The sequence below is a fragment of the Phycisphaerae bacterium genome, assembly GCA_028714855.1.
Lineage (GTDB): Bacteria > Planctomycetota > Phycisphaerae > Sedimentisphaerales > Anaerobacaceae > CAIYOL01.
This window is the reverse complement of sequence record JAQTLP010000006.1, coordinates 27,474-50,187: the sequence shown is the minus strand read 5'-3', so window position 1 is coordinate 50,187 and position 22,714 is coordinate 27,474. Positions and strand designations below refer to the sequence as shown.

Below are 22,714 nucleotides of genomic sequence, written 5' to 3'. Positions count from 1 at the left end.
TTTCGCTCAAGGAGCAAAGTTATGAAGAAGATATTGGTTGTCGATGATGAAAAAGATATGTTGTTAGTACTTGAGAAAAGATTAATAGCTGAGGGCTACTCCGTTATCACCACCACTAAAGGCAGGAACGCTGTAAGTTTAGCAAAATCGCACCATCCTGATCTTGTTATACTTGATGTGGTAATGCCGGGAATGGATGGCGGGGAGGTGGCGGAGAAACTGAAGGAGCATCCATTAACCAGAAGTATTCCCGTGATATTCTTAACGGCACTGCTGACAAAAACGGAGGAATTCCGGGGAGACCACACAATTAGCAACAATATCACTTTTGCAAAACCCGTTAATATAGCAGAATTGCTGGCTCGAATAAAAGAGCTTCTATGCAGTGCGGCGACCTCGTAAGTTAAGTACGCCGGGCGGTCAATTGATTATGCAAAGGTAGAAGTATCTTCGAGCAGTTTTCTTGTGAAGTCGAGGAACTGAGCGGCATAAGCGCCGTTTGCAATTTTGTGGTCCACCGAAAGCGTCATATTCATTAACTTTCGTATCGAAACATTACCATTATCCGGGACGCAGACGTTGGTTGTTTGGCCGATGCCGAGGATGCTGCACTGGCCGGGGATGACTATCGGAATAAAGGAGTATATTCCAAAAGCACCGAGATTGCTGATGGTAATGCATGCGCCTTCGAGGTCGGTGAGCAGTAATTTTTCGTTGCGGGCCTTTTCGATAAGGGCGGCTGAGTCCGCGGCGATTTGCATTATATTCTTTTTCTGAACGTCTTTTATAACAGGGACGACGAGGCCATCCGGGGTCGAAACGGCCAGCCCAATATTAATGGAAGGGGGGAGATTTATGGCATTGCCGGCCAATTGGCCTGTCATAAGCGGAAATTTCTGCAGCCCCGTTGCAACGGCTTTTATAATAAAATCATTATAGGTAATTTTCATGTCGGCGGATTTGTTTAATTGGTCCCGCAGCTCGACCATGGCGGTAACATCGGCCCTTGCGGTCAGATAGAAGCAGGGGAGCTCTCTTTTCGATTTGAGCATTCTATCGGCGATTAATTTTTGCTTCTTTGTCAGGGGTATTATTTTTCCGACTTTGACTTCTGCCTTAATGTCGGGTGTTCCAGCAGTTGCAGCGGGGGCGTAGACGGGCTGCGTGGCTGGTTTTGCGGCAACGGCGGTTTTGAGTGAATCAAGAAAACTATGGGGGACCTTCTCATCTTTACCGCCGAGCACAATTAGCGGCTCACCGACAGGGACAGTCCGGCCGACTTCGACAAGAATATATTTTACAAAGCCGTCGGCGGGTGATTCCATCTCGAGGGTCGTTTTGTCGATTTCTATCTCGAAAACACAATCGCCTTTCCTGACCTCGTCGCCGATTTTGACGGGGCAGTCAACAATCGTCCCTTCTTCCATCGTTTGGCCGAATTGTGGTAGTCTGATTTCCTTTGCCATTTATCAAACCTCGTATTACGTATTAGTTATACAACAGGAGAGGCATCATTTGCCAGTTTTTTTCGGAAAGCATCGGCCTCCCAGCGGTTAATAAAGTCCTGCTCAGGTTTATTCAAAGCGAGAATGCCGCCGAAACGGGACGCATTGGTGCGGATAACGAAGGAGTTTTTAACAATGTCCCTGACGGCAGGAGCGATTTTATCTATTGCAGCAACGAACAGTCCGGCGCCTTTAACCAGAAAAGCAGCAGGGGGATTTTTACCTTTTTTGATTAACCGGTTCAATCTGCGTGCGATTCTTTTCGGATTACAATCCTCTATCCACATTGCCGGGCCGTTGGCGTAAAGCAATTCATCAGGCGTCAAGGCCGGCGGAGAAAGCCGCTTCCGTGCATTTTTTTTGTGCCAAAACGCCGCGATTTCGTCGTCGTAAAAATAACTTATCGCAGCGCAGCAGCCGGTCGCATTATAGAGCGCATCGTGAATACACGATTTTATTTCAGCAATGATTTGCTGATTTGGCGGTTTTGTCCTCGTGGCTTTGGGGTATTTTAATTTGCCGGCACATCGATTTATGACTCTGCGCAGCAGTCGCAGAGCGGCGTTGGGGCTATCGGCGGAAATAATAAGTCCATGCTTCTGCAGAAAAAGGACGGAAGGTTTTACGCCGAATCGATTCTGATAATCAGCGTTCAATTTCGCAAATTTATTTGCGAGTGTAAAGCCGGGGTGTGCATAAGGGACCCAAAGGGGAGGAAACTTTTCATTTTTAAACAGTTTTTCGAGCTCGGCCCGGCCGTTTTTGGCACAGGCGAAAGACAAGACCGCAACGGGATGCAAATGAATCACGCACTTGCCGAGCATAGCGTGCAGGTGCGCTTCGACTGACGGACGGGAGCCGGCGGAGGCCTTGCCGTCGCAGGCGAGCAGCAGGCGTTTGACGATTTTAGTTTCCCTTGCCTGGATGCCGAGTTTGGCTATTGATTTATCCTTTATAATAGCGAGGACCGGAGCCGGCCGCAGCTTGCACCAGCCGGCGTGTTTATTCATATCCTTCAAATCAGTACCGCTGGCCTTGATATACATGAACCTGCCGTCCGCCGTTTTTACGGACGTGTTGCCGCCTCCGCCCTGAATAAGGGCAGAATCTTTGCCAGTGATGTTTGATATACTTATCAAATCCGCTAATGCTTTATTTATCGAAGTCAAACCGTGAAACTTTCCAGCAATTTTTCTTCTGCCTGCTTTGTCCACAATCCATTATTGAGACACTCAGCGACCTGCGGCATTTTTTCTTTTAACTTTGCCAGCGGCGTAAGAGCTAAACCTTTGCAGGCCGGGTATACGATAATTTTACCAGTTATCGACCTGTTTTCAACCGCTCGAATTCCATCAATCGCGCCATCGAGTCCGCAAACAGCTCCGACGGAGACATTGGTGTCGAGCCGGCCGGATTCGGCTTTGGCCAGCATTCGTTTCATATCTTCGAGAACGGAGCCGCTGGTGCCGACAAAATACAATTGCTTTTCTATGTAAACGTCGAGATTGATTTTTGCAGTAACCGTCGCAGGCAGACCTGCGAATATGTTTATAATGCCCCCCTTAGCGGCGTTTTTAACCGAATCGGCCAGCAGTTCGGGGAGAGGCGCCATCAATACTGTATAATCAAAAGCATCTTCGACTTTGACCTTTGCCGGATTGTAAGGTTTATACGTGACGTTGTTCTTTTCGGCAAGAGGCGCAACTATTTCAGAAAGGGCGGCCAGCCTGTCTTCATCTGTATCGGCGGCAAAAACGCTAACGTCTTTGACTTGCTGACAGATATTTCGAATGACGTGCATTGTTCCCATAGGCCCGCCTGCACCGATACAATTGATTTTGTCGTCCGGGCGGATTTCGGCGGCGGCCGGGATATGCTTCATAGATTCAGCGGGGTCCGAGCCGGTGGTGCCGATTATTCGAATGTTACTGTAATGGACTCGGCCGACCATAGTGACAATGTCTCTGCGAAGGCTGCCGCCGCAAAGAACAATATTGAAAAGGCCATAAGGAGCGACTTTTGCAAATAAAGCTTCGACTGCTTCCGGCTCAGACCCGAAATAAATTACATCATCATAGGCGGTATCGGGAAGCTGCGATATTTTTTTTGCGTTGGTTTTTATAACATTCAGCCCCGCCTGCGCCGGGAACTTCGAGAGCCAGGTTATTTGCGCCGGACGTCCATAGTGATTAAACAAGCCGGTAAAAATATCTTCAGCAACGCCGACGCCGGCAACAACCAGCATCCGGCCGTCCGATTTTAATTTTCGCCGTTCCGGGGCGGCGTAGGCGTCTTCGACACAGGCCCATGGCTCCACCAAAGCTATCGCTGAGGCGGAAAGCTCTTCTGAAACCGGTAGTAACATCGATTCGCCCTTTGGGGAAGTGATAATTCTCTGGTCCATCAGCACATATTCCTGGAGAGCGCCTTCGAAGTTGTAGCCGAAGGCGGCGTTTGAGCCGGCGGTGCGCAGCCAGCGGTAATCGGTCTGAACCAGATATCGCTGACCGCATTTAAAATTTTTCACGCCCGGACCAACTGCTGCTATTCTCACCACTGTTTCGTGACCCGGCACAGCGGGCGCCTCATTGGGGACATAACTGGGAATTTCTCTAAGTACGGCGGAATCAATGCCGGAGATTATTTTGCTCTTGCGGACGTGCGAGGAAAATTGCTTGAGCAATTTAAGGTCGGAAAAACACAGGCCGACCGCCTCAACCCTGCAAAGAATCTGGCCTCTGCCGGGTGTGAAAACCTCTTTGCGTTTATTAAAGACCAGTTTGTCTTTACCAATTAGTTGCACGGCGTGCTGTGTCGGCGGCAGATAGGCTGAGTTTTGTGTTTTCATAGTCAATAGAGTCGCACTCTCAAATACCATGCTTTTTTCGAAACTGAAAGCCGGATTATACCCGAAATGAATACAAAGTTGAATCTGCTTTTGCTAAAAGAAATCGACATCCGGAGCCGGATTTGGATGCCTTGTGAGTGTATTTATAAGACTTTTTTGCAGGAACACCGTTGCGAAATACCTGCAGGGCGCTATTTCAGGTATTTTCTTGCTCTTTTTGTGCAAAAGATTATAGTCTATGTGCGCTACAAAGGAAACGGAAGGGGTAAATTGCTATGCCGTATAATATACGAATAGTGAGCACATATCCGCCACGCAGGTGCGGGATAGGTACGTTTTCCCGGGATTTGGCCAATGCCTTGGAGCATTTCACGGGTGAAGTCGGCCATATAAGGGTCAGTGCAATCGATAACGAAGGCCTGCCTTATGATATTCCGGTGGACCTGGTTATTGACCAGAACAATCCTGGCTCGTGGAACCATGCCATAAAGGACATTCTGTCCAGGACAGTCGAGAGCACAAATCCTACTATTATAATATTACAACACGAGTATGGTCTTGACCCGTCCGCGAACGGAAATCCCGGCGAAGGGACTAATTTTATCGATATGGCAAAGGCATTCAGTTCCAAAGGGCTGACGACGCTGGTGTATCTGCACAGCGTTCTTGATGCACCGAACGACCACCAAAAAATGGTTATACGGGAACTTGCCAAATACAGCGACGGATTAATCGTTACGACGGAAAGCGCGATAAGGATTCTTGAGTCGCCTACATACTCAATCGACCGTTCAAAAATTAAACATATTGACCACGGTGTCAGGATGCAGCATCCATCGTATTATGACCGGTTGGCGATAAAGGAGATGTTCGGGCTGAAAGACCGCTTTTTAATTACGACATTAGGACTTCTGTCGCCCGACAAAGGATTAGAATACAGCATTCGGGGCTACGGCAGGTTTTTGCAGGAATCATGCACGGAGGAGCAGAGGAAGCATATCGTGTATCTAATCGGCGGGGAATACCACCCTGAATTTGTAAAGGCAGGAGGCGGTGAAGCGTACCGAAGGCATCAGGATGTGATAGACAAGGCTCTGGAAGAAACTAAGCTGAACTGGTGTAAGGTCAAAGAGCTTAGAAACGCAGACTTCGAGACATACGATGTTGTCTTTCTCGACACGTTTCTGGATGAGAAGACTTTGCTGAGACTTTACGGGGCAACGAATGCTATGGTGCTGCCGTACCTGGATATGCAGCAAATATCGAGCGGTGTTCTGGCGGACACGCTCGGTTCAGGCAGGGTTGCTGTAGCAACAAAATTCAGATACGCACTGGAACTGATACTTTCAAACAGGGATTGTCCTGCGGGCCTTGTCCTGGGACGGCATACGCGGGGTATTTTGGTTGACCCCGGCGAGCCGTCGGTCGAGCAGATAGCCCAGGCTCTTGATTATCTGGTCTTCAATAAAGATAAACGCCTTTCAATGGAAAAGCAGGCGCACCAGAGAGGTTACCAGATGAGGTGGCAAAATACGGGCTGGGCATTGCTTCAGCATATCGAGTTTGTCAGAGAGGACAAGGAGATAATAACCGGCAGAGGGATAAAATTCAAAAGGGAAAAGCCGTCGGTATTAGAGAAGAAAGAACATTAGCAGCAGGCGGATAGTTTTATGGTAGGGATTGTCGGCAAGCCTGGGACTCGCGAGAAACTGGAAATACTCAGCACCGATGCGCAGTATGATTTGGCGTGCGCATGCGGCAGCACTAAAGAAGAGCACAGGAGGCGGAGCGGCGAGGGGAAATGGATATACCCCATAACGCTTCCAAACGGGGGTAAAAGTGTGCTGTTTAAGACGCTGATTTCGAACCTCTGCACTAATGACTGCAAATACTGTCCGTTGAGAGAAAAGGAAAACATCCGGCGGTGCAGCCTCGGAGCGGAAGAAACGGCAAAGGTGTTTCTGGATTATTACGATAGAAGAAAAGTTTTCGGGCTATTTTTAAGCTCCGGTGTGTTTGGGTCGGCTGACACTACGATGGAAAGGCTTAACCTTGTGGCCAGACTCCTGCGTGAGAAACATCGTTTCCGCGGGTATATCCATCTGAAGGTCATACCCGGGGCGAGTGATGCGGCGATTGAGGACGCGGTTTCGCTGGCAAGTGCCGTATCGCTGAATATCGAGACGCCGGGAGAAATGAACCTGGCGAAACTGTCGAATAAGAAAAATTATATCCGGGATATTATCAATCCAATAAAACTGATAAGCAGATTGACCGGGCGCGGGGCAAAGTATGAAAGGGTCAAGCAGACGACGCAGTTTATCGTTGGTGCTGCGGGAGAATCGGATACGGAAATTGTGAAATATATGTGGGGACTGTATGACAGGTTGAAAATGCACAGGGTGTATTTCAGCGCCTATCAGAAAGGCCTGGGAAATGAGTCTATACCGGGTGAAAAGGCCAGGCTCGAAGAGCCGGAGGATATGTTTGTGCGGGAGCATCGGCTTTACCAGGTGGATTTCCTGATGCGTAAATACGGGTTTAAGGAGTCGGACATTGTTTTTAACAACGACGGTAATTTATCTCTCTCCTGCGACCCCAAAGAAGCGTGGGCGCAAAGGCATCCTGAGACGTTTCCGGTGAATGTTAACCGTGCGTCGAAGTGGGAGCTTTTGAGAGTGCCGGGACTTGGACCGGTTACAGTAAAGACAATCTTGGAACGGCGACGGCAATGCCGTCTAAGCCGGATTGAAGAATTAGGCAAAGTTGGGGTAAGGCTTGGAAAAGCGAGCAATTATGTGGTTTTTTGAAAGCATTGACGATTATGACAAATGAAAGTTCCGGGCCTGATAAGGGTATGTTTGATGCGGCGGTGTTTGCCAATAAGCACATCAAGGGGAAGTTCTATCGGCTTGGATTGGAATTTTATGGGGATGGAGCGGCGGCTTTTGCCAAAGCCAGGCCCGGGCAATTCGCCGAGCTGGACCTTGCTGGTATCCCTCTGCCGCCGACGGATGCAATAGCGGAAGATTTGCGGGACGCGTCCGAGCGAAAGATATTGCTGCGGAGGCCGTTTAGTTTTTGCGACGTCAGCAGCCGTAAAGATAAAATCAGAGTTGAAATTCTTTATTGCGCGCTGGGGCCGGCTACTTTGCGGATGACGTCGTTATCACCGGGCAAATCCGTCAGCGTAATCGGGCCTTTGGGAAACGGTTTCCAGTCACCGGCGGATAAAAAGACGGCCTTGCTCGTAAGCGGCGGAATGGGGGCGGGGCCTTTAATTCATCTGGCAAAGACGCTTGCGGCTGATTACCCTAAAATGGGAATAATCGCCTTTGCCGGCGCAAAGTCGAAAACCGAACTGCCCTTCGAGAGGCCGACGGATGAGATTTCACAGCAATTGGGTTTCGCTCTGCACGAATTTGCCAGAGTCGGTGTAGAATCGCAGCTTGCGACGGATGACGGCTCGGCGGGATACGAGGGGTTTGTAACGGATTGCTTTACAAAGTGGCTTGGGCGGAGCAGCTTGGCGGTGAAGGACACTATTATTTATAGCTGCGGTCCGGAGGTGATGCTTGCGCGGATGGCCAAAATTGCGGAAGATAAAAAAATCGATTGCCAGATAAGTATGGAGCGGATGATGGCCTGCGGCTTCGGCCTCTGCCAGAGCTGCGCGGTTAAATGCAAAGTTAATGGTTCAAGTGAAACCATTTATAAGTTATGCTGTAAAGATGGACCTGTTTTTGATAGCAGAGAGGTGGCATTCGAATTATGACAGAGACTATAGATATATCGGTTGAATTTGGAAAGTTAAAACTGGCTAATCCCGTGTTCACGGCGTCGGGGACGTGCGGGTATGCGGATGAATTGGCTGATTTTACCAACATAAATCTGCTTGGCGGTTTTATAACAAAGAGTATTACCGCGAAGCCCCGGCAAGGCAACGTTCCGCCCCGGGTTGCTGAAACTGATTCCGGGATGCTTAACGCGATAGGCCTCGCTAATATCGGGCTGGACGCATTCATCCAGGAGAAATTGCCTCTTATCGCCAAGCTCACGGTGCCGGTTTTTGTTAATGTGGCTGGCGAAACGATTGATGAGTATGTGGCGGTTGTGCAGCGGCTGGCTGCCGAGCAGGCGATAGCGGGGTTCGAGTTGAATATCAGTTGTCCCAATGTCGCTAAAGGCGGATTAAGTTTCGGCACTGACCCTGCTTTAGTTGCGGAGATTACTTCCGCGGCTAAAAAGGCGGCTGGGGACAAAGTCTTGATGGTCAAGCTCTCGCCCTGTGTTACGGATATAAGCGTGATAGCCCGCGCGGCAGTTGAAGCAGGCGCTGATGCGCTTAGCTTGATAAATACTTTTACGGCGATGGTTATCGATATTGAAACCCGCAAGCCTGTCCTGGCTAATAAGACAGGCGGAATATCTGGGCCGGTGATAAAGCCAATCGCGGTGTATCTGGTTAATAAGGTATATAACGAGGTCGCTAAAGAACGCGGCATACCGATTTTAGGTTTAGGCGGAATAAGAACTGCCTCCGATGCCGTCGAATTTATTATCGCCGGCGCCTCGGCGGTCGCGGTCGGCACGGCCAATTTCGTCGAGCCGAACTGCACGGTTAAAATCATCGATGGCATAAAGAAATATTGTGCCGGCCATAATATAACAAATATAAAAGACCTGACCGGCTCACTTGGCCGGGAGATAATCAATCCACCTTCACCTCCGCTGCCAGCACAACCTTCGCCTCCGCCTTCTGATTCAACCCCTTCGACTGGTTCGACAGGCACACCATAAATTGGCTTTGATTGGGTTTGTTTTGGCTTTGTTTTTCCATTATCGAAAAGTCTGAATTTCTCATATAATATCTTGCAGTATAATGGGTTATATTCATTTTGGGGGTTTTGAAAATTGGGTTCGTTTTGCATATTTTTGTTGTTTTGATTGATTTTTCCGCTTAGCGCAGAAAACAAGCGCTTCCGCCGAATGCGGACGAAAGACGACTGACGACAGAGACAAGCGAAAAATTCTAAATCTAAGTCATAAACACAAATCCTGAACTCTGAATACTAAACACAAGAGGGGCAGAATATGTCCCTTCTACAATTGGACGAACTTGCGCGATTGATGCGAAAACTCGATTCAGCCTGAGGCGGATAAATCTCGTAAGTCGATGTGGGAAAAGGAATAAAAAAAATTACAAAATTTCAGGATTTGTCGCAGGGTACCAACGTTTTTGATTGAAAAATTTCTGTAAACCACGGATGAACACGGATTTACACGGTTTTTTGCCACATTTTTCCTTGTTTGCCAAGATTGAATAAAGTATTATTTTCCATGTCAGTTCTGTAAGAATTTTGTTTGAAAGACAGGGAGAATGAGAAAACTAAATCTGATATTAATCTGTGCAGTGATAGCAGGTTCTACTATTGCAAACGCCGACGAAAAACTCGTAGATTTAGTTAAAAAGACAAGGCCAAGTGTTGTTCTTATAGAAACCTTCGACAAAGATAACAAGCCAATTGGTCAAGGAAGCGGATTTTTCATAGATAATAAAGGCAAGCTTATCACAAACTATCATGTAATCAAAGGCGCTTATTCGGCTACAATTAAAACATCAACAGGTGAAGAATATCCAGTGGATGGTATTGTTGCCAAAGACACCGAAGCTGATATTGTCAAACTTGTCGTGAATCTATCGGATGCTAATGTAACATTCTTAAACCTTAACGTGAATGTACCTTCTGAAGGTGAAGACATCGTTGTCATAGGCAATCCTTTGGGTCTTGAATCAACCGTATCAACCGGCATCGTATCAGGAGTTCGAGACATTCCCGTCTTTGGTAAAATACTTCAAATAACCGCTCCCATTTCACGTGGTTCGAGCGGAAGTCCGGTTATAAATAGCAAAGGTGAGGTAATAGGCATTGCAACTCTTGTCTTAAAAGAAGGTCAGAATCTTAACTTTGCAATTCCCAGTGATAAAGTCATTACCCTCAAAGAAACTTCCAAGACCACCTTACGTGAATCATATAATACGACGATTGCTGATTCAAATGATGCTCAATTTTCTTATAATAAAGGATTAAAGGAATCATGGGTACCAGACCAAAATAGCGTTATTTTGGGAGTCGAAATTGCAACCGTTGATAAAGAGATTCGTAGAGTATTCATCGAAGAAGGAATTGCCCTACCACCACGAGTACAGGGTATTATTATCAGCCAAATAATCGAAAATGGTCCGGCCGAAAAAGCAGGACTAAAAAAATTAGACTTTTTATTCAAAATAAACGGTCAACCAGTACACAACACAAATGAACTCGCTGTAGTACTAAATGAGGTAGGTGCTGGTAATCGAGTTTTGGTTGATTATTTTAGGCTAGTTCAGTTACAAGCAGGAAAGGCAGAGTGGAAGAGACAAAAGGCCTTCCTAATACCGGTAGCGGCCCGCGAGATTGCATGTCAACCAGGGCAATGTCCTCTTCAAATCAATGGAGCTATTATTACGGATAATTCCATTGATGAACCAGTTTTGAATGTGCAACTTTTAAATACCGGCACTATTGATATAGAAGCATACGCCGTAGAGATTTTATGTTTTAATAAATTCGATGAACCTGTATCGGGTCTGGACAAATCGAACCGCATATCGGCCATCGGACAAGACACAATCAAATCATTCGAAAAAACAACCCAGGCTATAACACTCCATTTTCGAGAGACAGTCGGGAAGGTAAAAATATCCATAACAAGAATAAAATTTAAGAATGGCGACCAATGGAATTGCAACCCAAAGAATATTTCTTATTACATCGTAGAGAAATAACATTTTTTTGTGGCAATAAAAGGACTCACCTCAAATCGCCATTGTTACAACGGCAAAAATTAGGGAAGAAAGGGGATTTACGATTTTCGATTTATGATTTGGAATTGAATTTTAAGCGTTCCTCACGTGGGCAACCCCAGGGAAATAAACTCCCAACATAAAGTTGGGAGCTTTAGGATTGAGAAAAGGGACCCCCGAAGTACAAGACTTCGGGGGCTAAATATTTTTGAGATTGCCGCGCTGCGCTCGCAATGACCAACCCGCCGTGAAACGGCGGGCTAAATATTCATTGAATACGGCTACTGATTCCATTACATTTATGCGATTATGAGCAAGAAAGCAGTCAAGCCGCGATTAATAGCCTTTGAAGTTACCCGTCGATGCCGGTATAGCTGTCTTCACTGCCGGGCAAACGCCGGCGAGGCCGATGAAAAAGACCTGACTACAAGCGAGTGCAAAAAAATCATCAAAGCAATAGCCAAGTATAGTAAATGCATTCTGATATTCACCGGCGGGGAGCCGATGGAACGGGCTGATATTTATGAGCTTATCCGATATGCACGTAAGACGGGACTGCGAGTAGTAATGGCCACGTGCGGTTATCTGATTGACGAGAAGACAATAGCAAAATTGAAAAAGGCGGGGGTAATGGCCTTGTCTTTTTCTATTGACGGCGCCAGCGCGGATACCCACGATAGATTCAGGGACACTAAAGGCGCTTTCGATTCGACGATTAACGCCGCTAAAATAGCCCGCGAGGCGCGTGTTCGTTTTCAGATTAATACCACAATCAGCAGAATTAATGCTGACGAGGTCATCGGCATAGCAAAATTGGCAAAGAATATAGGCGCATATTGCTTCAATCCGTTTATTCTTGTTCCGACCGGCAGAGGGGAGAGAATCGCCGATGAGATTCTCGACCCTGTGGAGTATGAAGTATTGCTGAATGAGCTGCTGCGGATAAAGCTTAAATCAGAAATTAAAGTTAGGGTCACGTGCGGGCCGCAATTTGCGCGGGTATGCAGGCAGGCAGAAACCAAAGGATTGACGGAGGATGTGCCCGGCTGTATGGGCGGGGCGGGGTTCGGGTTTATAAGCTATCGCGGCGACGTGCAGACCTGCGGCTTCCTTGATGTGCCGGCGGGCAATCTGGTCGAGAACAATTTCGATTTCAAAAAGATTTGGGAGGAATCGGAATTCCTGAAAGAGATTCGCAACGTATCGAATTACAAGGGAATCTGTGGGAAATGCGAATACGCAGGCATCTGCGGGGGGTGCAGGGCGAGGGCATATGCGGCCAGCGGAGATTATATGGGCGAGGACCCGGCTTGTAATTACAAAAAATAACCACGAATGGACACGAATTAACGCCGATTAGATAAAAAATGACAAGCATGCAATTAACGAAATTACAGAAACAATTGTGCAACGTGTTTCAGGACGGGCTGCCGATATGTAGCAAGCCGTATGACGATTTGGCAAGATATTTGGATAGTGATGAAGAAACAATTTTGCGGGAAATCAGGGGGCTTAAGGAATCGGGAGTCATTCGGCGGATTTGCGCGATAATAAACAGCAGGGCGCTTGGGCTGGCGAGCACTTTGGTCGCGGCGCATATCCCGGAGGAAAATCTGCGAGAGGCTGCTGAAGCGGTTAACAATCTGGAAAATGTTTCCCATAATTATTTGAGAAAGCACCATTACAATTTATGGTTCACATTACAGGCCGAGTCGCCTAAAGAAATCGAGGTTACGGTATTAAATCTTTCAGGCCGATTCGGAATTGATTTTTACAGCCTGCCTGTTGAGCGTGTTTTTAAGCTTGATGTTCGCTTTGATGCCGAGGGCGAAGGGCAATTCAGCAATGCCGGCCCGCCTAAAGGCGAGGTCTCGCCCGCCTCACCGAAGACGGCGAGTCGAGGTGGACTGAAGGCGGAACAGATTCCAAAAGATGAAAAGGCGGAGTTAAATGAAACGGAGAAACAGATACTGCGGAAGTTAGAAAACGACCTGGAAGTGATTTCGGAACCATTTGATTTTTTGTGCAGTAAAGAGTTGGAAATTGAGAAGGTTTTGCAGGTGATACAGGGGCTGATTGATAAGGGGGTCATTAAGCGCATAGCGGCGGCAGTTGACCATCGCAAATTGGGATTTGTCGCGAATGTCCTATTTTGCAGCAAGGTCGCGCAAAACAAAATCATCGAAGCGGGCGAGGCGTTGGCACGTTTCGGGATGGTGAGCCACTGCTACGAGAGGAAACCGGTTGAAAATTGGCCTTATAATTTGTATGCGATGATGCACGGCAAGAGTATGGGTGAGATTCAGCATTTGGTAAACAAATTTACCGAGGCGGAAAGAATAGATTCATTTGAATTGCTGCCGACCGCAACGGAGCTGAAAAAGGAGCCTATTAAACATCGATTCAATTAGACATTAAATCTGAAATTGATAATGTCGCCATCCTGAACGATGTAGGTTTTTCCTTCGATTCGGGTTTTGCCTGCGGCCTTGACGGCCTTTTCACTGCCGAGCTGTTTTATATCCTCGAAGCCGAAGGTTTCCGCGCGTATGAAGCCGCGTTTGATATCGGAGTGGACTTTGCCGGCGGCATCGAGGGCAGATGTACCCTGTTTTATCGGCCAGGCGCGGACCTCATCTGAGCCGACGGTGATAAAGCTAATCAGTCCCAGTGCGCGATAGCAGGCGCGGGCGAGTTTTGCGGCCGCCGATTCGGTTATGCCCAAATCGGCCATAAATTGCGTCCTGCTGTCGGCATCAAGCTGCGACAATTCGTATTCGAGTTTTGCGCAGACGGTGACCATCGCGGACGGGTCGATTCGGCCGGCGAAATCGAATTTTTTATCCTGCCGATCTTCGCCGACGTTTACGGCGACGACCATCGGCTTTAAGGTCAGGAAGCCGAGGGGTTTTATCATTTCAAGCTCGGCGTCGTTTGCGATTGCGGAACGGATGGGTTTTTCCTGCTCAATGGCGGCCTGGAGCTTTTTCTGCAATTCAAGTTCAGCTTTGTAATTGGGCTGGACCTTGGTGGATTTATTAAGCTGTTTTTCGAGATTTTCAATTCGCGTAGTTACAAGGGCCAAATCGGCAAGGAGCAATTCGGTGTTGAGGTCGGTCAGGTCTTTGGCGGGGTCAGCGGAGTTTTCAAATGCGCCTATGACAAGCGCGAGCATATCGACAGTCCTGACCTGGTCGATGAGGCGTCTTGCGGCGGCCCGGCCGTGCTCATCGGCAAAACTAAGGCCGGGGACGTCGAGACAGTCTATTGTTCCATATATTGTTTTTTCCGGCTTATAGAGTTTGCTGAGCCAGTCAATTCTGGCGTCGGGAACCGGCACAATGGCCTCTTCGATTTTGGTCGAGCCGACCGGCGGGATTGCTTTGCCGCTGAGACCAGCCAGAATGGTGCTCTTGCCTGACTGCAATAAGCCGATTAATGCGACTTTCAAGGGAATATCTCCTGCGTTTTATAATTTTAGCGACGATTATAGAGAAGTTGCGGACGGAAAACAAGCATTAACACCAGCGGCGGAAAAACGGTTTTTATCTTGCCAGTTTTTCCGGAATCTGTAAAATTAAGCGGCAGAAGTGTAAAATAGAGTACGGCGTAACTTGGAAAGGATAACGTATGGCTAAAAGTCATGATACAAAAAAAGAAAACAAAAAGAAACCTCAGAGAACACTAAAAGAGAAACGTCTTGCCAAACAAGCCAAAAGGATGGGCCTGCCACAAATATAGAACCTGCCCCAGGCGGACGAACGCCGAATCACTTATAAATAGTGTTCCCGTGAGAGTCGTAAGCAACAATAGCGGGAAAATCGACGACCTGCAGTTTTCTGACGGCTTCGGTCCCCAAATCTTCGTAAGCGATTACCTCTGCGGAAATAATGTGTTTGCTAAGCAATGCTCCAGCTCCGCCGACAGCAGAAAGATGGACGGCGCCGTATTTTTTCAATGCATTTCTAACCTCGGCGCCGCGATAACCTTTTCCAATCATCGCTTTTAGACCTTTGGCAATAAGAGTTGGACTGAAAGAATCCATTCTTGATGAGGTAGTTGGGCCGGCGGAGCCGATTACCCTACCGGGGCGGGCGGGCGTAGGGCCGACAAAATAAATAACCGAGCCTTCGAGCTGAAGGGGGAGTTTCTTTCCGGCGTCTATCGCTTCGCACAATCTTTTATGGGCCATATCGCGAGCGGTATAGATTACCCCGGAGATGAGGACCTCATCGCCTGCTTTCAGCGAACGCACGGCGGAATCGGTCAGAGGCGGCTGTAATTTTTTTATTTGGCTCATATCTTTTTTATTTTTCCTGCCAGATAGAACACAGAAAGTGTACAATATATCAGCGTTTTTTGCGAATTGAAAAGCTTAGAATTTTCTTTGAATTGCGGAGATGGCGGATACAATACTACTATCATGGCTAAATATCCCATATTTCTCGAGCTTGGCGGTCGTCGTGCAGTCATAGTAGGGGGCGGGGTTGTAGCGGCACGAAAGGCCCAGATGCTGCTGGCGGCAGGGGCGAGACTGGTGGTGGTATCCAAAGACGTAGATGATGCACTGGCTGTTCTTTGTCAGGACGCCAACGCCGAATTGATAAAATCCAGATATTCCAAAAATTATATCGCAGAAGCAGTGCTGGTTATAGCTGCAACGAACGATGAGCGGCTCAACGAGCAAATCTATAAAGATTGTCAGGAGCTGGAGATTTTATGTAATGTCGTCGATGCGCCGCAGCTCAGCGATTTTACTAGCCCTGCTGTCGTGAAGCGCGGCGACCTGCAAATAGCCATCGGCACCGAAGGACATTGCCCTGCCTACGCCGGTCATTTGCGGAAGAAATTAGAGCAGACCATAACCATCCAACACGGCGAATTTCTGGCTGAGCTGGAAAACCTGCGCAAATGCATTATTGAAGATGTGCCGGGCGAGGCAGAGCGTAAGGTACTGTTAGGCGAACTGGTTGATGATAAGTCGTTCGAGTATTTTGTTCAAAACGGCCCCGCTAAATGGCGGGAGTATGCTGATAAATTAATATCAATGGGAAATAAGAACTAATCCGCTTTCACGAAGGCTAAGCCGGTTGTCAGCTTAGGCCTCTATCTTGTCGATTTTTACCTGCAGGAACTTTTGGCGGTGGCCGATACGCCTTCTTGTGTTTTTGCGCCTGGTGAAGTACATCGGATGGAGCTTCTTGTCTTTAACGACGGCGTCTTCTGCGGAGGTCTTAAATGAGGCAATAACCTTTGCGCCTTTTACCAGGGGTGTGCCGATTTTGACTTTTTTGCCGTCACTTACAAGCAAAACTTTATTCAGCTCGATTGTCTCGGCATCAGGCGAGACGTCGGTCAATTCGATATTTACGCAGTCGCCATCGGCGAGCTTATACTGCTTTCCACCTTGTTCAATCACTGCATACATTCCAAAAACTCCTGAAGTTTATCTTTAAAAATTCGAATAGTTGAGGTATTCTATGTGCTCTTTTCTTTGTTGTAAAGCAAATTATCGGATATTTTTGTATCCAGTGAAAAGATAACTGCGACTTTTGGAGCTATTTATGCAGTTGGCTATGATAGACGATAAAATCGTGCCGCTGGCCGAGCTTGAGCCGATTTACAACGACCGCGGAACATACTTCGGCGACGGGGTTTACGAAGTCCTGCGAAGCTACAACGGCAAAATCTTTGCACTGGAAGAGCACCTGCAAAGACTCACCAGAAGCCTGTCTGAAATCAGGATAGTCAATGTTGACATCGACCAAATTCGCTCCCGAATAGAAAAGGCTTTTGAGGCAGCAGGTATTTCCGATGCCAGGATATATTTTCATATTACCCGCGGTTCTGTGCCTCGCAGCCATACCTGGACGGCTGACCTTAAGCCCAACTTTTTTCTGACTATTATAGCACAGCCCGACGACACAGAAGAAAAGAGCAAAGGTATCGCTGTGTCGACCCATCCTGACTGGCGATGGAAAAGATGCGACATAAAATCGCTGAACCTGCTGGCAAATGTTCTTGCCCGTCAGGATGCGGAGGAAAAAGGCTGTGCCGAGGCTGTTTTTGTCGATGACGCGGGATTGGTAACCGAAGGGGCCGGCTCGGCGTTTTTTGCAGTTTTCGGACAGTCGTTGCAAACTGCTCCGCTTACGGCCAATATCCTGCCTTCGGTCACGCGCAAATTCGTAATCAAAGCTGCAGAAAATATCGGATTGGAAGTAGTTGAAAAATCGCTGACGCCGCAACAGTCAAAAGATGCGGACGAACTTTTTATCGCAGTAACCACTAGAGATATTATTCCCGTAGTGAAATTTGACGGCGAGACAATCGGAGACGGCAGGCCCGGCAGATATACGAAACAGCTTATGCAGCAGTTCCGCTCGTTTACTCGGTAGGTCTTTCTTGTTTTCATCACAGCGAGTTTAAAACTGGTCAACTCCAAACCCCACAAATCAAGGCAAAACTACGACCGATAATAAAGCTGCTGTATCGGTCTATGTGTTCCAAATCGACTGTTTTATCGCGGGTATCGATAGAGGTAATCAGCGGGAATACTGCGTAAAAGTAGGACGGTAAAATCACCGAATAAACCTGATATAAGCGTGAAGGGAATATATATGGCGGATAAGCAGCTCGACTGCAAAAACCTCAGATGCCCTATGCCGATTGTAAAGGTCAGCAAGGCGATGAAGGAAATAAATATAGGACAGACATTATACGTAGAAGCAACGGATTTTGCATTCAAAGCTGACATAGAGGCCTGGACCCAAAAAATGGGGCATAAGATAGTGCAATTTACAGACGGCCCGACAAAGCAGGTGGTGATTGAAAGATGTAATTGAAAAGGCACATTATGAATAACCGCGATACAAAAGAAGTAAGTCAGTCACTGCTCAGTTATATTAACGAAACCGTTGATGCTAAAGTGTCGGAGAAATTTGACGGCTTGCACTCGCAAATAGAACAGGCATTAAGAAGCTGTCAGCACGGCGAAAAACAGACAAGTAATCGCGTTACTATTGTGGCGTTCAGCGGTGAGATGGATAAGCTGCTTGCCGCGTTTATCATAGCGACCGGTGCTGCAGCAATGGGGATGGAAGTTTCGATATACTTTACTTTCTGGGGCCTGGCGGCGCTGAAGAAGAAAACAATTTTTAAAGGCAAGTCTATCACGGAAAAGCTTATGGGCGTTATGCTCCCTTCCGGGCCAAGTCATTTGGGTACCTCAAAGATGAATATGCTCGGCATGGGACCGGCTTTCTTTAAATACATAATGAAAAAGAAAAACATAGAGACGCTTCCGGGCCTGATTGCACTGGCGAAGGATATGGGTATACGAATGATTGCATGCGAGATGTCGATGGAGATGATGGGAATCAGCGAAGATGAGCTTATTGATGACATAGACCATGGCGGAGTGGCTACATATCTGGCTGATGCCGGGGACTCCAAAATAACGCTTTTTATATGAAGAGGAAATCACAATCAGTAAGAACAAGGACAATTATGACTTGCAGGTGTTAATAGTTTCAGGGCCGGAAAGTTTCTCGCGGGCAGTAGTGGGGTTTGCCTTTGCAGCCGCGGCTGCCATTTCAGGCATAAAGGTCCTGACTGTTTTGGCGGGCGAGGCGGCCGGCTGGGTTAAAAAAGACGAACCCCGTGCTCAGGAAAAATTGACCGGATTTAGTTCGGTCTCGGAATATATGGGCATTATTATTGAGAATGATAGTAATATCTGTCTATGCTCGGCATGCGCGGAGCACTGTTTTTCTGAGGATGAAATAAATCACAAAATTTTATCTGAGATTTGCTACAGCGGCCTTACGGAATTTGCGATAGATGCTTCCAAAAATTCAGTGAAAACGATCGTATTTTAGTTAATGAAAAGCATATAAAAAGCGGATTAGGATGTCTGAAAAACCAAACAAGTCAGGTCAAAGCGATAACCCGGGCTTAACGGCGATAAAAGCTGAAAACGAACGGCTGCGCCGGGAGAATGAGCAGCTTCGACTGCAGGCCGACAGTCTTGCTACAGCTAATGCCAATGCCGTTGAATTGATGGTAGAGCTTGAGAAACTCAATGATAATCTCCAGGCAGAAGTAAAAAAACGTGAGCAGACTGAAAAAGAGTTAGAAGAGCATCAGCATCATCTTGAGAATCTGGTTGCCGAGCGTACCAGTGATCTAAAAGAAATTAACTCAGAACTTCTGCAAGAGATTTACGAACATGAGCAAACAGAAAAAAGGCTGGCACAAGCCGGCGAACGTGCTAAAGCTGTGAGTGAAGTCCTGGCTATCTTAAATAAAGACTTAAAGGCAACTGTAGAACAATTGACTATAGCAAACCGTGAGCTTGTGGATTTCACTCACGTAATTGCTCATGACCTTAGGAGGCCGCTGCGGGGGATTGGCATTTTGGCTGAATGGATAGTGACTGACTATGCAGACAAACTCGATGAAGAGGGCAAGAAACAAATCGAATTGCTTATGAATAGGGTGCAACTAATGTACAATCAGATTACAAGCATTAGCACTTATTCAAAGATTGGATGGGGAATATATGAGGACGAGGAAATAGACTCGAACAGACTGGTTAAAGAGATAATTAGAAAAATTGCCACGCCGGAAAATATTCAAATCATCGTTTCTGATAAACTTCCTACTTTTGTTTATAAGAAAGTATACCTTGCCCAGATATTTCAAAATTTGTTGAGCAACGCCGTTAAATATATGGACAAGTCCAACGGCCGGATTACTGTGGACTGCGTAGAGGAAGAAGACTTTTGGAAGTTCAGTATCGCCGACAATGGCATCGGAATAGAAGGGAAGTATTTCAACAAGATTTTTAAAATCTTTCAGACACTTCCCCAGGGAGAACAGCAGGAAGGCATCGGCGTCGGCCTTGCCATCGTTAAAAAAGCCGTCGAGAAAAGTAACGGCAGGGTTTGGGTGGAGTCAACGCCCGGTAAAGGAACTACATTTTTCTTTACTCTGCAAAAACATAAAGCAGCGGTAGAAACGGCAGCTGTCGTATAAACTTTTCCTGAAAAACAATATTAGCCTGCCCTGGTTTTTTATTCTCAATTGACAGTTTTTTGCGAAGCTGTTATTTTATAGCAAGTCGCATGTTGTTGCGCCCGTAGCTCAATTGGATAGAGTGATGGGCTTCGAACCCATAGGTTGCAGGTCCGAGTCCTGCCGGGCGCGGTTTTTTAAGCAGCTCTTCAGCCCATTACAGTAGAATCAGGCTTAGGACCCAAACGACCAGACCTGAAGTTACTCCTATAATCAAAGTGGCAACAGTATGGAGTTTGTAACCGGTTTTGACATCCATCCTTGACATTTGCGTAACTACCCAGAAAAAGCTGTCGTTTGCATGAGAAACAACCATTGCCCCAGCTGATATGGATGCTACCACCAGTGCTTTGGCAATTGCAGACTCAAAACCTAAAGGCGACATCAACGGCGTCATCAAAGATGCCGTTGTAATCAGTGCAACTGTAGATGACCCTTGGGCGGTTTTTAGGGCTGCGGCGATAATAAACGGCAGCCAAATGCCCAGGTTGGCGTGTGATAGAGAGCTACTGAGCACATCGGCAATCGGAGAATTCCGCAGAACCGTTCCAAATGCCCCGCCTGCCCCGGTAATCATAATTATAATGGCTGAACCCATTAGAGATTGTCCCACCCAGCCGGTAGTGGACAACATCTGCTTGTCAAGTTTTCTCGGAAGCCGGAAAGCCAGAAGTGTCCCAATCATTAGTGCTATGACCGGTTCTCCAATAAAGCTCACAATATTTCTAAAATTGCCATCCCCGAATGGGTGCGTCGGAAAATCAGAAATAGATTTCACTACGATTAGGAACATCGGTAATATAATCGGAGTAAATGCCTTAAACGCAGACGGCGCTTCTTTGAGCTGGTCTTCTATATCTGCTTCCGACAGTTCCGGATTGGGGTCGATATAAGTTTTCGATGCGAATTTGGTGGCGAACAGCCATCCTACCGCAACTGCAAACGCGCTTATAATCAGGCCGAATAAAATAACCAGTCCGAGGTCGGCACCGAGTATGCCTGCTGCGGCTATCGGCCCCGGTGTCGGCGGCACTAAGCAATGCGTAGCTGTAAGGCCTACCGCCAAAGCTATTGCCGCTCCTGCCAAGGATATTTTGGCTCTCTTGGCGAGCGCTTTATTCAGCGGAGAGAGAATAACAAAGCCTGAATCCGAAAAAACCGGTATGGAGACAATGTAGCCGATAATAGCCATCGCCAGAGGGACATGTTTTTGGCCGACAATTTTCAGGATTCTTTCGGCTATCGCAAAGGCCCCGCCCGAACGCTCAAGGAATGTTCCGATGATGACTCCTGCGATGATTACGATTCCAATTTTATTAAGAGTGTCGCCGAATCCGCCGTTGATTGATTTGACAATTTCCGCAAGCGGCATCTGGGCAAACAGACCGAAGCCTATAGCGGCAAATATAAGGGCAAGAAACGGGTGAAGCTGGAATTTGACCGTCGAGATGATAATAAAAAGTACACTGACGACAAGAAGAAGAATCAGGAGCATAAACAGAATCCTTTCATTATTTTTAGTGCCTGACCTCCGCTTTGGCTAATTTCTCGTAGAACTGGATAATTCCGCCGTGGTCATCGCCTGCTTTTCCGTCGACCTTAAGCGCCTGCATAATCTCCATTACGCCGCCGGTCAAAGGCACAGGCACACCGACCGAATGAGCGGTGTCCAGGGCATTTGCCAAATCCTTGATATGCAGCTCAATCCTGAAACCCGGCTTGAAATTGCCGTCCAGAACCAACGGCATTTTTGCATTGAGGACGGTGCTACCGGCCAGTCCTCCACGAATGGCCTGAAAGACTTTTTCCGGATCCACGCCTGCCTTTGTCGCCAGCACCATTGCCTCGGACATCGCTGCGATATTCAGCGCCACGATTATCTGGTTCGCAAGCTTTGTCATATTTCCGCTGCCGATGTCCCCGACAAGGACTGCCGATGAGCCCATACACTTTAAGATTGCCTCAATCTGCTCAAAGACTTCTTTCTTGCCGCCGACCATAATTGAAAGCGTCCCATCTTTAGCCTTCGGCTCGCCGCCGCTGACCGGCGCATCGAGCATCTCAAAGCCTTTTTTCTGGACCTCTGCTGCGACCTCTTTTGCAACCAAGGGGGCGATAGAACTCATATCAACCAAAATCATCCCTGCCTGCGCGCCCTCTAAAACGCCGTTTTTCCCGAGCACGGCCTCCTTTACATCAGGCGAATTGGGCAGCATCGTAATTACGACTTCGCTTTGTGCGGCGACATCTTTGCTTGATTTGCCTTCTTTGGCCCCGGCCGCTACGACTTCTTTTACCGTCTCTCGCCTGATATCGTAAACTGTTAGGCCGTAACCTGTCTTAATCAGGTTCATTGCCATGGGCTTACCCATTATCCCCAATCCGATAAATCCTATTTTCTTCATTTTTCTTGTCCTGAAAAATTAACAACAATAC

Annotated in this window: 22 protein-coding genes and 1 tRNA gene; 15 read left to right on the top strand and 8 right to left on the bottom strand. The window is 47.3% G+C overall.

All coding sequences use genetic code 11. The features are described from left to right. Window positions 1-21: 21 nt before the first annotated feature. Window positions 22-402 (top strand): response regulator, encoded by a 381-nt coding sequence (locus tag PHG53_06050; GenBank protein ID MDD5381180.1) that lies wholly within the window; start codon window positions 22-24, stop codon window positions 400-402. Between the two features lie 26 nt (window positions 403-428). On the opposite strand, the gene PHG53_06045 is transcribed toward PHG53_06050, so the two are convergent. The 3 genes from PHG53_06045 to PHG53_06035 are packed head-to-tail and all read right to left on the bottom strand — an operon-like array spanning window position 429 to window position 4,353. Next, on the bottom strand, window positions 429-1,466 hold the full coding sequence (locus PHG53_06045; GenBank protein ID MDD5381179.1) for a dihydrolipoamide acetyltransferase family protein: 1,038 nt from the start codon (window positions 1,464-1,466) through the stop codon (window positions 429-431). 26 nt (window positions 1,467-1,492) lie between these two features. Continuing rightward, entirely contained in the window at window positions 1,493-2,674 is a 1,182-nt protein-coding gene (locus PHG53_06040) for a class II aldolase/adducin family protein (protein MDD5381178.1), read from the bottom strand. Then, window positions 2,671-4,353, bottom strand: coding sequence for an alcohol dehydrogenase catalytic domain-containing protein (locus PHG53_06035; GenBank protein MDD5381177.1), 1,683 nt, complete (start codon window positions 4,351-4,353; stop codon window positions 2,671-2,673). The genes PHG53_06040 and PHG53_06035 overlap by 4 nt, the downstream gene beginning before the upstream one ends. A 275-nt stretch (window positions 4,354-4,628) precedes the next feature. Here PHG53_06035 and PHG53_06030 point away from each other — a divergent pair, with 275 nt between their 5' ends. From PHG53_06030 to PHG53_06000, 7 genes are all read left to right on the top strand, one after another. Next, on the top strand, window positions 4,629-6,005 hold the full coding sequence (locus PHG53_06030) for a hypothetical protein (GenBank protein MDD5381176.1): 1,377 nt from the start codon (window positions 4,629-4,631) through the stop codon (window positions 6,003-6,005). A gap of 18 nt (window positions 6,006-6,023) precedes the next feature. Then, entirely contained in the window at window positions 6,024-7,163 is a 1,140-nt protein-coding gene (locus PHG53_06025) for a helix-hairpin-helix domain-containing protein (GenBank protein MDD5381175.1), read from the top strand. 14 nt (window positions 7,164-7,177) lie between these two features. Next, window positions 7,178-8,128 (top strand): dihydroorotate dehydrogenase electron transfer subunit, encoded by a 951-nt coding sequence (locus PHG53_06020; protein MDD5381174.1) that lies wholly within the window; start codon window positions 7,178-7,180, stop codon window positions 8,126-8,128. Next, a complete protein-coding gene (locus PHG53_06015) occupies window positions 8,125-9,153 on the top strand; it encodes a dihydroorotate dehydrogenase (GenBank protein MDD5381173.1) in 1,029 nt (342 codons plus the stop codon). The genes PHG53_06020 and PHG53_06015 overlap by 4 nt, the downstream gene beginning before the upstream one ends. 580 nt (window positions 9,154-9,733) lie before the next feature. Next, complete coding sequence (locus tag PHG53_06010; GenBank protein ID MDD5381172.1) at window positions 9,734-11,182, top strand: trypsin-like peptidase domain-containing protein; 1,449 nt, start codon at window positions 9,734-9,736, stop codon at window positions 11,180-11,182. A 327-nt stretch (window positions 11,183-11,509) separates the two neighbouring features. Next, the gene (locus PHG53_06005) at window positions 11,510-12,529 is read left to right on the top strand and encodes a radical SAM protein (GenBank protein ID MDD5381171.1); all 1,020 of its coding nucleotides are present in this window, start codon (window positions 11,510-11,512) and stop codon (window positions 12,527-12,529) included. A 38-nt stretch (window positions 12,530-12,567) separates the two neighbouring features. Next, complete coding sequence (locus PHG53_06000; GenBank protein MDD5381170.1) at window positions 12,568-13,611, top strand: hypothetical protein; 1,044 nt, start codon at window positions 12,568-12,570, stop codon at window positions 13,609-13,611. On the opposite strand, the gene PHG53_05995 is transcribed toward PHG53_06000, so the two are convergent. Beyond that, on the bottom strand, window positions 13,608-14,651 hold the full coding sequence (locus tag PHG53_05995) for a DUF933 domain-containing protein (GenBank protein MDD5381169.1): 1,044 nt from the start codon (window positions 14,649-14,651) through the stop codon (window positions 13,608-13,610). The genes PHG53_06000 and PHG53_05995 overlap by 4 nt on opposite strands. A 318-nt stretch (window positions 14,652-14,969) precedes the next feature. Then, on the bottom strand, window positions 14,970-15,545 hold the full coding sequence (locus PHG53_05990) for a Fe-S-containing hydro-lyase (GenBank protein ID MDD5381168.1): 576 nt from the start codon (window positions 15,543-15,545) through the stop codon (window positions 14,970-14,972). A 78-nt stretch (window positions 15,546-15,623) separates the two neighbouring features. On the opposite strand from PHG53_05990, the gene PHG53_05985 reads away from it, so the two are divergent. Then, window positions 15,624-16,265 carry a bifunctional precorrin-2 dehydrogenase/sirohydrochlorin ferrochelatase gene (locus PHG53_05985; protein MDD5381167.1) on the top strand — a complete coding sequence of 214 codons (642 nt, stop codon included), beginning with the start codon at window positions 15,624-15,626 and terminating at the stop codon, window positions 16,263-16,265. Between the two features lie 33 nt (window positions 16,266-16,298). Here PHG53_05985 and rplU read toward each other — a convergent pair whose 3' ends face one another. Next, a complete protein-coding gene (gene rplU / locus PHG53_05980; protein MDD5381166.1) occupies window positions 16,299-16,628 on the bottom strand; it encodes a 50S ribosomal protein L21 in 330 nt (109 codons plus the stop codon). Between the two features lie 148 nt (window positions 16,629-16,776). Here rplU and PHG53_05975 point away from each other — a divergent pair, with 148 nt between their 5' ends. The 6 genes from PHG53_05975 to PHG53_05950 all read left to right on the top strand — a co-directional run bounded on the left by PHG53_05975 (window position 16,777) and on the right by PHG53_05950 (window position 20,410). Further along, window positions 16,777-17,598, top strand: coding sequence for an aminotransferase class IV (locus PHG53_05975; GenBank protein MDD5381165.1), 822 nt, complete (start codon window positions 16,777-16,779; stop codon window positions 17,596-17,598). 222 nt (window positions 17,599-17,820) lie between these two features. Continuing rightward, window positions 17,821-18,045 carry a sulfurtransferase TusA family protein gene (locus tag PHG53_05970; protein ID MDD5381164.1) on the top strand — a complete coding sequence of 75 codons (225 nt, stop codon included), beginning with the start codon at window positions 17,821-17,823 and terminating at the stop codon, window positions 18,043-18,045. Window positions 18,046-18,056: 11 nt separating this feature from the next. Next, window positions 18,057-18,674 (top strand): DsrE/DsrF/DrsH-like family protein, encoded by a 618-nt coding sequence (locus PHG53_05965; GenBank protein MDD5381163.1) that lies wholly within the window; start codon window positions 18,057-18,059, stop codon window positions 18,672-18,674. A 46-nt stretch (window positions 18,675-18,720) separates the two neighbouring features. Further along, on the top strand, window positions 18,721-19,080 hold the full coding sequence (locus tag PHG53_05960; GenBank protein ID MDD5381162.1) for a DsrE family protein: 360 nt from the start codon (window positions 18,721-18,723) through the stop codon (window positions 19,078-19,080). A 31-nt stretch (window positions 19,081-19,111) separates the two neighbouring features. Then, window positions 19,112-20,239, top strand: a complete 1,128-nt coding sequence (locus PHG53_05955) for an ATP-binding protein (GenBank protein ID MDD5381161.1) — start codon at window positions 19,112-19,114, stop codon at window positions 20,237-20,239. A 97-nt stretch (window positions 20,240-20,336) separates the two neighbouring features. After that, a tRNA-Arg gene (locus tag PHG53_05950) sits at window positions 20,337-20,410 on the top strand. 25 nt (window positions 20,411-20,435) lie between these two features. On the opposite strand, the gene PHG53_05945 is transcribed toward PHG53_05950, so the two are convergent. Then, entirely contained in the window at window positions 20,436-21,773 is a 1,338-nt protein-coding gene (locus PHG53_05945) for a GntP family permease (GenBank protein MDD5381160.1), read from the bottom strand. Between the two features lie 22 nt (window positions 21,774-21,795). Beyond that, complete coding sequence (gene garR / locus PHG53_05940) at window positions 21,796-22,683, bottom strand: 2-hydroxy-3-oxopropionate reductase (protein MDD5381159.1); 888 nt, start codon at window positions 22,681-22,683, stop codon at window positions 21,796-21,798. Window positions 22,684-22,714: the final 31 nt, after the last annotated feature.

Excerpts from the sequence above, each read along its gene's own strand:
- PHG53_06000 (MDD5381170.1), top strand. The coding sequence starts at position 12,568 with ATGACAAGCATGCAATTAACGAAATTACAGAAACAATTGTGCAACGTG.
- garR (MDD5381159.1), bottom strand. The coding sequence starts at position 22,683 with ATGAAGAAAATAGGATTTATCGGATTGGGGATAATGGGTAAGCCCATG.
- PHG53_06045 (MDD5381179.1), bottom strand. The coding sequence starts at position 1,466 with ATGGCAAAGGAAATCAGACTACCACAATTCGGCCAAACGATGGAAGAA.
- PHG53_05985 (MDD5381167.1), top strand. The coding sequence starts at position 15,624 with ATGGCTAAATATCCCATATTTCTCGAGCTTGGCGGTCGTCGTGCAGTC.
- PHG53_05945 (MDD5381160.1), bottom strand. The coding sequence starts at position 21,773 with ATGCTCCTGATTCTTCTTCTTGTCGTCAGTGTACTTTTTATTATCATC.
- PHG53_06005 (MDD5381171.1), top strand. The coding sequence starts at position 11,510 with ATGAGCAAGAAAGCAGTCAAGCCGCGATTAATAGCCTTTGAAGTTACC.
- PHG53_06010 (MDD5381172.1), top strand. The coding sequence starts at position 9,734 with ATGAGAAAACTAAATCTGATATTAATCTGTGCAGTGATAGCAGGTTCT.
- PHG53_05970 (MDD5381164.1), top strand. The coding sequence starts at position 17,821 with ATGGCGGATAAGCAGCTCGACTGCAAAAACCTCAGATGCCCTATGCCG.
- PHG53_06030 (MDD5381176.1), top strand. The coding sequence starts at position 4,629 with ATGCCGTATAATATACGAATAGTGAGCACATATCCGCCACGCAGGTGC.
- PHG53_06035 (MDD5381177.1), bottom strand. The coding sequence starts at position 4,353 with ATGAAAACACAAAACTCAGCCTATCTGCCGCCGACACAGCACGCCGTG.
- PHG53_05975 (MDD5381165.1), top strand. The coding sequence starts at position 16,777 with ATGATAGACGATAAAATCGTGCCGCTGGCCGAGCTTGAGCCGATTTAC.
- PHG53_06020 (MDD5381174.1), top strand. The coding sequence starts at position 7,178 with ATGACAAATGAAAGTTCCGGGCCTGATAAGGGTATGTTTGATGCGGCG.
- PHG53_06015 (MDD5381173.1), top strand. The coding sequence starts at position 8,125 with ATGACAGAGACTATAGATATATCGGTTGAATTTGGAAAGTTAAAACTG.
- PHG53_06025 (MDD5381175.1), top strand. The coding sequence starts at position 6,024 with ATGGTAGGGATTGTCGGCAAGCCTGGGACTCGCGAGAAACTGGAAATA.
- PHG53_06050 (MDD5381180.1), top strand. The coding sequence starts at position 22 with ATGAAGAAGATATTGGTTGTCGATGATGAAAAAGATATGTTGTTAGTA.
- PHG53_05965 (MDD5381163.1), top strand. The coding sequence starts at position 18,057 with ATGAATAACCGCGATACAAAAGAAGTAAGTCAGTCACTGCTCAGTTAT.
- rplU (MDD5381166.1), bottom strand. The coding sequence starts at position 16,628 with ATGTATGCAGTGATTGAACAAGGTGGAAAGCAGTATAAGCTCGCCGAT.
- PHG53_05955 (MDD5381161.1), top strand. The coding sequence starts at position 19,112 with ATGTCTGAAAAACCAAACAAGTCAGGTCAAAGCGATAACCCGGGCTTA.